Genomic DNA, 12,152 nt, shown 5'->3' on the forward strand with positions numbered 1-12,152 from the left:
TACATTGAGATGAAAGGGGGTTCTTTTTTATGGCACGCAATTGGGGAAAAAAAGTGAAACAGCTTATGACCAAAACAATGGACCTTCCGCAAGATGTCATGATGGACCTGCCGCGAATTACAATGATTGGACAATTACATATTTATATTGAAAACCATCGTGGCTTATTGGCTTTTACAGACAGCGAAGTGCGATTGATGCTGAAAAATGGGCAGTTGCTGATAAAGGGAAATGCCTTTGTCATAAAGACGATTTTGCCGGAAGAAATCATGCTCGAAGGCAAAATTGATAAGGTTTATTTTATCAATGAATGATCCCGGGAGGTCTCCATGAAAAACCAATGGACAAACTATTATACAGGCTATGTAAAGGTGAAGGCTTATGGCAAAGGTGCAGAACGGCTGATCAATATGCTGACGAGAAGGGGGCTTCATATTTGGGATGTGAAGCGTGTCGGAAGTGAATCCCTGATTTTCCATATGGATATCAGGGATATCCCAAAACTCCGTCAGGTCATGCGTAAGAGTGATTGTAAAGTAAAGTTCATGCAGGGAAAGGGTTTCCCTTTCCTATTGAAGAGAGTTATGAAAAACAGCGGATTTTTAGCGGGGATGATCGCTTTCCTGCTTTGCATATTCGTACTTTCCAATATGGTATGGGGCATCGAGGTTCAAGATGCCAAACCGGCAACCGAGCATGCCATCCGGAAAGAATTGGACAAGATGGGCGTGAAGATCGGTAAAGTGCAATTCTTTGTTGATGATGTGGATACGATTCAGCGTAAGCTGTCGGACCGGATTGGTGCATTGACATGGGTAGGGGTAGAGCTAAAGGGAACGACATACCATTTTCGGGTTGTAGAAAAACGTCAGCCTAAAGAGGTCGAGAAAACATCTCCACAGAATTTGGTAGCTTCTAAAAAAGCGATCATCACTGATATGTTCGTTGAAAAAGGACAATCTATTGTTAATGTGAATGATTATGTAGGAAAGGGACAGCTTCTTGTTTCAGGATTGATTGGAAAAGAGGATAAACAGGAAATTGTATCCGCACAGGGAGTAATAAAAGGGAAAACGTGGTATAAAGCAAAAGTGGAAGTTCCGTTAAAAACCAAGTTTTCTGTTTTTAACGGAGATGAAACGAGCAGGCACTTTTTAAAAATGGGGGGCTTTTCCCTTCCGGTATGGGGTTTCAAGGATCCGGGATATGAAAAACAGGAAAAAGAAACGACAATGAGGCCGTTTCACTTTCTTCAATGGGAATTGCCCATTTCCTATAAACAAGTGACTTTAAGGAGCAAGGAAGATATTGTACGAAGTTATACGGAGAAAGAAGCGGTGAAGGAAGGCAGGAAAATGGCTAAAGCTGAATTGAAAAAGCATTTAGACGAGGAAGATGAAATCGTCGAAGAAAAAATTTTGCACGAAAGCATGGAGAATGGTAAAGTTAAATTATCTATACATTACCAAGTTATTGAAGATATAGCGATTGGACAACCAATCATTCAAGGAGACTAACGAATGGCAGATGATGTGAAAGTAATTAAGCTGGAAATAGAATCACCTAATGAAGCGATCGCTTTATTGGGCAATGGAGATGCAAATGTAAAAGTGCTCGAAGAGGAGCTAGGCATTTCCGTCATTACCCGGGGTGAAGCGGTGAGTGTTGCCGGGGATATCGAGCGGGTAACGATGGGGGAGGAAATCCTCAAGGCATTATTGACAGTGGTCAGAAAAGGAATTGCAATCAGTTCCAGAGATGTGCTTTATGCAATTGAATTGGCAAGAAAAGGCACATTGGAGTATTTCGGTGAATTATATGATGAAGAAATCGCTAAAACGGCTAAGGGGAAATCCATTAAAGTCAAAACAATCGGGCAAAGATACTATATCCAGGCTATAAAGAAACAGGATCTTGTATTTGGAATTGGGCCTGCCGGAACCGGGAAGACCTACCTTGCTGTAGTGATGGCCATCAATGCATTGAAAAATGGACATGTTAAACGGATCATCCTGACACGGCCTGCCGTTGAAGCAGGGGAAAGCCTTGGTTTTCTGCCTGGTGATCTGAAGGAGAAGGTAGATCCATACCTACGGCCGCTGTATGACGCTCTCCATGACCTTCTAGGGATGGAACAGACGCTAAGGATGATAGAGCGCGGAACGATCGAAATAGCTCCACTGGCTTATATGAGGGGCCGTACGCTTGAAGATGCCTTTGTCATATTGGATGAAGCCCAGAATACGACGGAAGCGCAAATGAAGATGTTCTTGACCCGGCTTGGTTTCGGATCGAAAATGGTCATTACGGGTGATCGGACCCAGATTGATCTTCCGAAAGGTATGAAGTCGGGTCTGGTCCGGGTAGAAGAGATCTTGAAGAATGTTAAAGGCCTTTCCTTTGTTTATTTTGAACAAAGTGATGTAGTAAGACATCCGCTTGTCGCCAAAATCATTACTGCTTACGAGCAGGCGAAGTCATAAGAAAAAATCCGCCATTTCAATCGGCGGATTTTTCGTGATGTGTCTAAATGACAAACTTTATGGGGAAAAAGTGGATATGAAGCTTCATTTATCAATACGAAGGTGAAAATCCACATAAAAACTGTTATGATTTTACATATATAGAATAATAAACATCATTTTTTTAGGAGGACCTTCCTTGAATCGTATCCAGAAATTTTTCACTCAAATAAAAGGGCTGTTGGTCCATCGCTTTTTTCAAGTGCTTTTGTTCATCATACTTGGTTTGTTTGCGTATGGGTTAATGTTCTCCAATGTCAAGCCGGAAAGGGTCCAGGTAGAGCTTTTTAAGCCTGCGGAACAAACCATACGTTCAACAAAGACTGTGGAAGATACCTATAAGACGGAACAGGAAAAAGAAGAGATTTCAAAACAGGTGGCGGATGTTTATTCTTTAAAAAAAGAATATGCCAAAAATAAAGTCGATCTGATTTCATCCATTTTCGATTCAGCAATAGAGGTGAATAAGGAAACGGACCCCGATGAAGATCATAAAGAAGATGACGAAAAAGAGCCCGTAAAGACGGATGCTCAAAAAGTTTCCATTTTAAAAGAAAAATTGACCGATGAAGTGAATAAAAATATCGAGGAATCTGTTTTCCTGGCATTAGTGCAGGCGGATGAAGATGAGTTGAAAATAGCGAAGGATTCAACCATTACAGCCGTGAATAATGTGATGAGCTCCCGAATCGCTGCAAGTGACGTCGAAAATGCCAAGAAGAAAGTTGTAGAGGAATTGGGTTATATGAGCATTAGCGGCGATATGAAAAAAGCCTCCACTTCCCTTGCACGTACGGCAATCATTCAGAATGTATTTTTCGATAAGGACAAAACCGAAGAACAGCGAAGGAAAGCGGTTGAAAGCGTGGAGCCAATCAGGATCCTTCAAGGTCAAATCATCGTTGAAGAAAATCAATTAGTGGACAGGGATGTATATAGGCAGCTTGAACTGGCAGGTTTCTTAAATACGGAGTCTACCATTTACCCGTATATCGGCCTGCTGTTATTCATATTCCTGACTTTTGCCGCTTTTTATTACTATTTCTACTATTCCGTTTCCAAAAAGGATAACAAGTACAATCAGTTAATGATCTTCAGTCTTGTCTTTATCCTTTCGATGGCTACCATGAAAACGGTCAGCATTCTGGCAGACCTGAAAAACTCGAACCTGGAATACATTTTTCCAGGTGCCATGGCGGCGATGCTCATCAAGATATTATTGAATGATAAGTTAGCGGTGGCAATGATCATATTGTTAGGTTCGTATGGTACGATTATATTTAATGGCGATACACCTGGAAATCTGGATTTCTCGATGGGGCTTTATATCATTTTCGGGGGATTGACGGCAATCATCATTCTATCCAGGCCAAATTTCAAATCAAAGGTACTGGTAGCGGGGCTGCTATTGGCTTTAATCAATATGGCATTTGTTTTTTCGCTCATCTTTATTATGGACAGCCATTATACTAGAATGGAGTACTTGTATTATGCTGCTGCTGCGATGGGTTCTGGAGTGGGTTCAGCTGTTTTGACAATGGGGCTGTTACCGTTTTTCGAGGCTGGTTTCGGGATCTTATCATCGATTAAGCTCATCGAGCTAGCGAATCCCAATCATCCATTACTTCGAAGGATCTTGATAGAGGCTCCGGGCACATATCATCATAGCGTGATGGTGGCCAATTTGGCGGAATCGGCTTGTGAAGCCATTGGGTCGAATGGATTGCTGGCAAGGGTCGGCAGTTATTATCATGATATCGGTAAAACGAAGCGGCCGCATTTCTTCATCGAAAATCAGATGAATGAAGAGAACCCGCATGATCGGCTGCAGCCGGAAACGAGCCGGGATATCATCATTGCCCATGCCGTAGACGGCGGGGAGATGCTTCGCAGTCACAAATTCCCGAAAGAGATCGTGGATATTGCAGAGCAGCATCATGGGACCACTTTATTGAAATTTTTCTACCATAAGGCAAAAAAACAAGATGAGTCCACACTCGAGGCGGACTACCGATATCCCGGGCCGAGGGCGGTAATGAAGGAAGTAGCCGTCATCGGCATAGCCGATAGTGTGGAAGCTGCAGTGAGATCGATGAAGCACCCAACTCCCGAGAAGATTGAAGAACTGGTAAGTTTCATCATTCAGGACAGGATTTCGGATGGTCAATTTGATGAATGTGACATTACTATGAGAGAATTGAGTATCGTGAAGCATTCCTTATGTGAATCGCTTAATGGTATCTTCCACTCCAGGATTGAATATCCGGAGTCGGATAAATTAGGACAGAAGGTGAAAGAATGATTTTAGCTATCGATTTTATGGATGAAACGAATGAAGTAACGGAGGAAGCTCAGCACCTTGTTGAAAGCATTCTGCAATTTGCGGCAAGAAAAGAAAACATTGAAAAAGACACCGAGCTGTCAGTCACATTTGTAGACAATGATAGGATTCGGGAAATCAATAAAGAATATCGCAATAAAGATTCAGCTACAGATGTCATTTCATTTGCACTTGAAGAAATGGGAGAAGATGAAGTGGAAATTGTCGGGGCCGAAATGCCCCGCATGTTAGGAGATATCATCATTTCCATTGAGCGCACGAAAGAACAGGCTGAAGAATATGGTCATTCATTTGACCGGGAACTTGGATTTTTGGCACTGCATGGTTTTCTTCATTTATTAGGATTTGACCACATGAATGAAGAAGATGAAAAAGTGATGTTCACAAAACAAAAGGAGATCTTGGAAGAATATGGACTTTCAAGAGAAGGGTAAAAAAAGGTATCCTTTATTAAAAAGTTTCTCTTTTGCCTGTCAGGGAATTTTGGAGGCTGTTCGGACTGAACGCAATATCAAGATTCACTTCGCGTTAACGGCAATTGTCGTATTCTTTGGTTGGTACTTCTCATTGAATGGGATGGAGTGGCTTTTCATTTTGGCGGCCATAGCCGGTACGATTACGTTGGAGCTCGTTAATTCAGCTATTGAAAGAGTAGTGGACCTGGTAACGGATCAAATTCATCCGCTTGCCAAGCAGGCAAAAGATATTGCAGCCGGAGCTGTATTCATATATGCTATATTTTCTATAATAGTTGGATTGATTATCTTTTTGCCTAAGTTTGGCCTGTAGATTGCCGAAATGGTACTCAATTTGAAAGGAAGATGTGAATTGAATACAAAAGAATTGATTGAGGAAGCTAAAAAAGCAAGGGATAAAGCCTATGTGCCTTACTCCAAATTTAAGGTGGGGGCGGCCCTTTTAACCGCTGATGGAAAGGTCTATCATGGTTGTAATATAGAAAATGCAGCATACAGCATGTGTAATTGCGCCGAAAGGACAGCTTTATTCAGTGCTTATGCCCATGACGATAAAAAATTCACTAAACTTGCAGTCGTGGCAGATACCGATGGTCCCGTTTCCCCATGCGGGGCATGCAGGCAGGTTATTTCAGAGCTGTGCGAAAAGGATATGCCGGTTGTTTTGACCAACTTAAATGGGGATATAAAAGAACTAACAGTACAGGAATTGCTTCCAGGAGCTTTTTCACCGGAGGATTTGAATGGATAAATTATTTAATGATACACAAGTAAAAGATTACAAATCAGGTTTCATTTCGATTATTGGACGACCTAATGTTGGAAAGAGTACATTTCTGAATCGGGTCATCGGTCAAAAGATCGCCATCATGAGCGATAAACCGCAAACTACAAGAAATAAGGTCCAAGGTGTACTTACGCAAAACGATTCACAAATGATTTTCATCGATACACCTGGCATTCATAAACCAAAGCATAAGCTTGGTGATTTCATGATGAAAGTGGCCACGAATACATTGAAGGAAGTCGATTTGATTCTCTTCATGATCAATGCCACTGAAGGATACGGACGCGGTGACGAGTTTATCATTGAAAAACTTCAATCCGTAAAAACGCCTGTTTTCCTGGTGGTAAACAAAATCGATGCGATGCATCCAGATGATTTACTTCCGATCATTGAAAAATACCAACAGCTTTACCCTTTTGCGGCAGTCGTTCCGATTTCTGCACTTGAAGGAAATAACGTCGAGACATTGCTTGAACAAATCAAGGAACACTTGCCTGAGGGTCCACAGTTTTATCCAGCTGATCAAGTGACCGATCACCCGGAACGTTTTATCATTTCCGAATTGGTCCGCGAGAAGGTGCTGCACCTGACACGGGAAGAAATTCCGCATTCGGTGGCTGTTGTCATCGATTCAATCAAAAAAATGGATAACAGCGACACCATTAATGTCATGGCGACGATCGTTGTCGAACGTGATTCACAAAAAGGCATTGTCATCGGAAAGCAAGGGAAAATGCTTAAAGAAGTCGGCAGCCGTGCCAGAGTGGATATCGAAAACTTATTGGGCTCGAAAGTTTTCCTGGAACTGTGGGTGAAGGTGCAGAAGGATTGGCGTAACAAAGCAAGCCAGCTTCGCGATTATGGCTTCAATGAGAGCGAGTATTAATTAACAAAATTTACGCGTCATGAAAGTTTGGAAAACGGTCAAGCTAATCATATGGTCGGATATTCATATTGCTAGTTAAAAATGAAAGGTGGGCTTTATATGTTGGATTTTACCTGGGAGTTATTTACTGAAACAGGTAATGTGGACACCTATTTGCTGTTTAAGGAGATAGAAGTCGAAAGACAGGAAAGACACTTGGTATTGAATGATGAGCTAGCAGAAATTGATTTTCCTGTTTCATAGGTTAGCCTTGGCGAGCATGGGTGGTGTCTTGGTATGCTCCAAAAATGTGAGGGCATTGTCATAAGGCGAACTGCATATGGAGAAAATAACAAAATCATTACTATATATACCCGTGAGCTAGGAAAGATTGGCGTTATGGCTAGAGGAGCCAGTAAACCTAACAGCAGGCTTTCTGCCGTCACACAGCTTTTTTGCTCCGGGTATTTTCTTGTAACTACGTCTACCGGACTCGGAAGTCTCCAGCAAGGCGAAATGGTCGATTCACTCCGTTTCATAAGGGAGGATCTTTTTGCCACTGCTTATGCTTCTTATATTGTTGAATTACTTGATAAAAGCGTTGAGGATAAGAAACCGAATCCATATTTGTATGAGTTGCTTTCGCAAACCTTGCATTACATAAACGAAGAATATGACGCAGAGGTATTGAAATTCATTTTTGAAATGAAGATGCTGCCCGTCAATGGGATTAACCCAGTGCTGAATCAATGTGCTGTATGTGGTGAAACGGAAGGGGAATTCTCCTTCTCGCTTCGGGAAGCGGGCTTCATCTGTCACCGCTGCCTAGGGAAGGACCCTTATCATTATAAAATTTCACCTGCAGCCGTCAAATTGCTGCGGATCTTTTATTATTTCGATTTATCAAGGCTCGGAAACATTTCCGTCAAGCCTGAAACAAAAAAAGAACTGCGGAAGATCATCGATGCTTATTATGAGGAATATTCTGGTCTGAATTTGAAATCAAAAAAGTTCCTGAAGCAGATTGATACGATGAAAGATATGTTTTAGGATCTGACCTATTGACATTCCATGCTAGTTTGTATAAAATTCTAATCATCAAAATAAGAAGATTGCGTTGATGGAAAAGAGTATCTGTCATTCTCCATAAAAAGCGAACCCGGGACGGTGGAAGCCGGGATATGGATTTACAGGGAAGGGCGTTTCCGGAGCATGTTGCTTTAAAAAGAGGCCGTTTAATAAACGGCAATTAGGGTGGAACCGCGGGTAAACTCTCGTCCCTATGCATTTCGCATAGGGACGGGAGTTTTTTGTTTGCCAAAATGTGATGGGTTCCGACCTGATTTTAAAAAGAGCCGTTTTAAATAACCTGGAGGTGTACGATGAATATTCAAAATATGATTTTAACGTTACAAAAGCATTGGTCTGAACAAGGCTGCATATTAATGAATGCTTATGATGTCGAAAAAGGGGCAGGAACGATGAGCCCATACACGTTCCTGAGAGCCATTGGACCGGAGCCTTGGAGCGTAGCTTACGTGGAGCCTTCACGCCGTCCTGCTGACGGTCGTTATGGTGAGAACCCTAACCGACTGTATCAGCACCATCAGTTCCAAGTGATCATGAAGCCGTCACCTGACAATATCCAAGAGTTATATTTGGATTCTTTACGCGCATTAGGTATAAATCCGCTTGAGCATGATATTCGCTTTGTGGAGGACAACTGGGAAAATCCATCACTAGGATGTGCTGGTCTCGGTTGGGAAGTGTGGCTTGATGGAATGGAAATCACGCAATTTACATATTTCCAACAAGTGGGCGGCCTTGAGTGCAAGCCGGTTTCCGTGGAAATTACATACGGGATCGAACGTCTCGCCTCTTACATTCAAGATAAGGAAAACGTATTTGACCTGGAATGGACAGATGGATTCACAGTTCGGGATATATTTGGACAGCCGGAATACGAACATTCGAAGTATACGTTCGAAACCTCCGACCTTGATATGCTGTTTCAGCTTTTCACGATGTATGAAAAGGAAGCGCATCGCCAAATGGAAGAAGGACTTGTACATCCCGCATATGATTATGTTTTGAAATGTTCACATACATTTAACCTTTTGGATGCCAAAGGTGCCATCTCGGTGACGGAAAGAACGGGTTATATTGCCCGGTGCCGTAACCTAGCGCGCAAGGTTGCCAAAACCTTCTATGAAGAGCGGGAAAAATTAGGCTTCCCGATTCTGAAAGTGAAAGGGGAGAATACAAATGAGCAAGCGTGATTTGTTATTGGAAATTGGATTGGAAGAGCTGCCTGCCCGTTTTGTGACAGCATCAATGAAACAGTTGTCAGATAAGGTGCAGCAATGGCTAACGGAAAAAGCGATTGAATTCGGAACGGTTGAGGCTTTTTCCACCCCAAGACGTTTGGCCGTACTGGTGAAAGACGTGGAAGAGTCCCAAAAGGATATCGAAGAAGAAGCAAAAGGCCCGGCTAAGAAAATCGCTTTGGACAGCGAAGGCAACTGGTCTAAAGCCGCATTGGGATTCGTCAGGGGTCAAGGCATGACTTCAGAGGACATTTATTTTAAAGAACTAAAGGGTGTGGAATATGTCCATGTGAATAAATTCATAAAAGGACAGCAGACCGTTCAGCTTTTATCTGAGCTTGCTGAAATCATCAGCGGCATGACGTTCCCGAAAAATATGCGTTGGGCCAATCAGGAGCTCCGCTTCGTCCGTCCGATTAAATGGCTGATTGCCTTATTCGGCAATGACATTGTGCCATTCAGCATTGCTGATGTGGAAACGGGCCGAGAAACAAAAGGACACCGTTTCTTGGGCGATAGCGCTAGCATCGAACTGCCGGAACTGTACGAAGATACGCTAAAAGAGCAATTTGTTATGGCGGATCCAGATAAACGCCGGCAAGTTATAATGGATCAGATTAAAGAGCTTGAGCAGGAGAAAGGCTGGATCATCCCAGTCGATGAAGACCTGCTTGAAGAAGTCAATAATTTGGTGGAGTATCCAACGGTTTTATTTGGGAATTTTGAAGAAGAATTCCTTGAGCTTCCAGCTGAGGTGCTTATTACATCGATGAAGGAACATCAACGTTATTTCCCTGTTAAGGATCAGGACGGGAAACTGCTTGCTCACTTTGTAACCGTGCGTAACGGCGATGACCGCCATTTGGATAAGGTTTCTAAAGGGAATGAAAAAGTATTGCGTGCCCGCCTATCGGATGCAGCATTCTTCTACAAAGAAGATCAGAAAAAAGAAATTTCGGATGCTTTGAAAAAGCTTGACAGCATCGTTTATCATGAAGAAATCGGTACATTAGCCGAGAAAACTGCCCGGGTAACTGCTTTGACCGGTGACCTTGCGGATGCTTTGAATTTAAAGGCGGAAAAAGAAATGGCGCTTCGTACAGCTGCAATTGCCAAGTTCGATTTGGTGAGTCAAATGGTTTATGAATTCCCTGAATTGCAAGGGTATATGGGTGAAAAATATGCGCTCTTAAAAGGTGAAGCAAAAGAAGTGGCCGCGGCTATCAATGAACATTATATGCCAAGACATGCGGATGACAATGTACCGCCTTCAGTCATTGGTGCGGTTGTGAGTTTAGCTGAAAAAATGGATACTTTGTCTTCATTCTTCGCTATTGGCGTCATTCCGACAGGTTCCCAGGATCCTTACGCATTAAGAAGGCAGGCGAGCGGTGTCGTCCAAATCCTAGCGGAGAAGAAATGGAATATTTCTCTAGAGGAGCTTATTGTTTTAGGCCTTAAAGGACTGGAATCAAAAGGCATCTTAAAACGTGATCTTGAAGAAGTTAAAGCGGATATGTTCACATTCTTTAAAGCACGTGTCAAACACCTGCTTCAAGAACAGCAAATCCGTTACGATTTAATTGATGCAGTTCTGTTCAATGAGATCGGTTATATCCACTCTATCGTGGAACGTGCACATGTCTTGAATGCTAAAAAGGACGAAGCAGGGTTTAAAGAAAGCCTGGAAGCATTAAGTCGGGTCATGAACATTGCTGTTAAATGTGACAATAAGGTGACAGTTAATCCTTCTGCCTTTGAAAATGATCAAGAAAATGCGTTATATGTAAAATATCAAAATGTGGCAATCCGTTATATGGAATCTAAAGATGAGAATGAGCGGTTTGAACAGCTTATTTCGCTACAATCGGAAATAGAGTCATATTTCGAGAATACAATGGTCATGGCAGATGATGAAGCAATCCGTAATAACCGTTTATCCTTAATGAAGGAAATCAGTGATTTGGTTGCAGGCTTTGCTGCCATGAATAAAATCATCCTTACATGATCGAAAGGATGTATGGAAATCGGAAACACTTTAAATAGGGTTTCCGATTTCTTAAAAAGATAATGGTCAATAATTAGGACAAAAATGCCCTTATTAAATAATTTAGTATATAATTATTAAATGAATAAATTTTGTTACTTTACTCTGCGAAAGCAGTGGGGTGGTGATTATAATCCAATTAAATAAGCGTCAGGAGCAAATTTTACAAATTGTAAAAGAAAACGGCCCGATTACTGGAGAACATATTGCGGATAGATTGAACCTTACCAGGGCGACACTTCGTCCAGATCTAGCCATTTTAACGATGGCAGGTTTTCTTGATGCCAGGCCGCGAGTGGGGTATTTTTATACAGGCAGGTCAGGGACACAGCTTTTGACCGACAGCCTTAACCATCTTTATGTACGAGACTACCAATCGATACCCGTCGTTGTTGACGAGGGCATTTCCGTATATGATGCAATCGTCATGATGTTTTTAGAAGATGTCGGAACAATGTTCGTGGTCGATAAGCATGCATTGCTTGTTGGTGTCTTATCGAGGAAAGACTTGTTGCGTGCGAGTATTGGGAAACAAGAGCTTAACTCCATTCCAGTCAATATCATCATGACTAGGATGCCCAATATTACAATGTGTTCAAAAGAGGACCTTTTGATTGATGTGGCCAAAAAATTGATTGATAAACAAATCGACTCATTACCGGTCGTCAAAGACACAGAAAAAGGCTATGAAGTAATTGGAAGGATTACAAAAACCAATATTACGAAAGCATTCGTAGCTTTGGCTGATGAAGGCTATTAGGGGGCTTGCAAAAGGAATGACGGAGAA

General features: G+C 42.1%; 13 protein-coding genes and 1 other annotated feature. All 13 genes read left to right on the forward strand.

The genetic code is table 11. From position 1 onward, the window contains the following. Window positions 1-29: 29 nt before the first annotated feature. The 13 genes from yqfC to MPH60_RS05040 all read left to right on the forward strand — a co-directional run bounded on the left by yqfC (window position 30) and on the right by MPH60_RS05040 (window position 12,125). Entirely contained in the window at window positions 30-314 is a 285-nt protein-coding gene (gene yqfC, locus MPH60_RS04980) for a sporulation protein YqfC (protein WP_034308511.1), read from the forward strand. A 15-nt stretch (window positions 315-329) separates the two neighbouring features. After that, the gene (gene yqfD / locus MPH60_RS04985) at window positions 330-1,517 is read left to right on the forward strand and encodes a sporulation protein YqfD (RefSeq protein ID WP_241589834.1); all 1,188 of its coding nucleotides are present in this window, start codon (window positions 330-332) and stop codon (window positions 1,515-1,517) included. A gap of 3 nt (window positions 1,518-1,520) precedes the next feature. After that, window positions 1,521-2,483: a PhoH family protein gene (locus MPH60_RS04990; protein WP_241589833.1), complete on the forward strand. Its 963-nt coding sequence runs from the start codon at window positions 1,521-1,523 to the stop codon at window positions 2,481-2,483. Between the two features lie 178 nt (window positions 2,484-2,661). Continuing rightward, window positions 2,662-4,824, forward strand: coding sequence for an HD family phosphohydrolase (locus MPH60_RS04995; RefSeq protein WP_241589832.1), 2,163 nt, complete (start codon window positions 2,662-2,664; stop codon window positions 4,822-4,824). Next, window positions 4,821-5,297 carry an rRNA maturation RNase YbeY gene (gene ybeY / locus MPH60_RS05000; RefSeq protein WP_241589831.1) on the forward strand — a complete coding sequence of 159 codons (477 nt, stop codon included), beginning with the start codon at window positions 4,821-4,823 and terminating at the stop codon, window positions 5,295-5,297. The genes MPH60_RS04995 and ybeY overlap by 4 nt, the downstream gene beginning before the upstream one ends. Then, window positions 5,275-5,652, forward strand: coding sequence for a diacylglycerol kinase family protein (locus MPH60_RS05005; RefSeq protein WP_089361538.1), 378 nt, complete (start codon window positions 5,275-5,277; stop codon window positions 5,650-5,652). The genes ybeY and MPH60_RS05005 overlap by 23 nt, the downstream gene beginning before the upstream one ends. Window positions 5,653-5,691: 39 nt before the next feature. After that, window positions 5,692-6,090: a cytidine deaminase gene (locus tag MPH60_RS05010; RefSeq protein ID WP_214743874.1), complete on the forward strand. Its 399-nt coding sequence runs from the start codon at window positions 5,692-5,694 to the stop codon at window positions 6,088-6,090. Further along, on the forward strand, window positions 6,083-7,012 hold the full coding sequence (gene era, locus MPH60_RS05015; RefSeq protein WP_241589830.1) for a GTPase Era: 930 nt from the start codon (window positions 6,083-6,085) through the stop codon (window positions 7,010-7,012). The genes MPH60_RS05010 and era overlap by 8 nt, the downstream gene beginning before the upstream one ends. A gap of 99 nt (window positions 7,013-7,111) precedes the next feature. Further along, a complete protein-coding gene (locus MPH60_RS05020) occupies window positions 7,112-7,255 on the forward strand; it encodes a YqzL family protein (RefSeq protein ID WP_076365246.1) in 144 nt (47 codons plus the stop codon). A 33-nt stretch (window positions 7,256-7,288) separates the two neighbouring features. Then, a complete protein-coding gene (gene recO / locus MPH60_RS05025) occupies window positions 7,289-8,041 on the forward strand; it encodes a DNA repair protein RecO (protein ID WP_241589829.1) in 753 nt (250 codons plus the stop codon). Between the two features lie 58 nt (window positions 8,042-8,099). Further along, window positions 8,100-8,276, forward strand: a binding site (T-box leader). Window positions 8,277-8,373: 97 nt separating this feature from the next. After that, a complete protein-coding gene (gene glyQ, locus MPH60_RS05030; protein WP_034308488.1) occupies window positions 8,374-9,270 on the forward strand; it encodes a glycine--tRNA ligase subunit alpha in 897 nt (298 codons plus the stop codon). Continuing rightward, window positions 9,257-11,326 carry a glycine--tRNA ligase subunit beta gene (glyS, locus tag MPH60_RS05035; RefSeq protein ID WP_241589828.1) on the forward strand — a complete coding sequence of 690 codons (2,070 nt, stop codon included), beginning with the start codon at window positions 9,257-9,259 and terminating at the stop codon, window positions 11,324-11,326. Before glyQ ends, glyS begins: the two co-directional genes overlap by 14 nt. 160 nt (window positions 11,327-11,486) lie before the next feature. Further along, a complete protein-coding gene (locus MPH60_RS05040; RefSeq protein ID WP_034308483.1) occupies window positions 11,487-12,125 on the forward strand; it encodes a helix-turn-helix transcriptional regulator in 639 nt (212 codons plus the stop codon). The last annotated feature ends 27 nt before the right edge of the window (window positions 12,126-12,152 follow it).

Origin of the sequence: Peribacillus sp. Aquil_B1 (assembly GCF_022603275.1) — a bacterium.
Taxonomy (GTDB): Bacteria; Bacillota; Bacilli; order Bacillales; family DSM-1321; genus Peribacillus.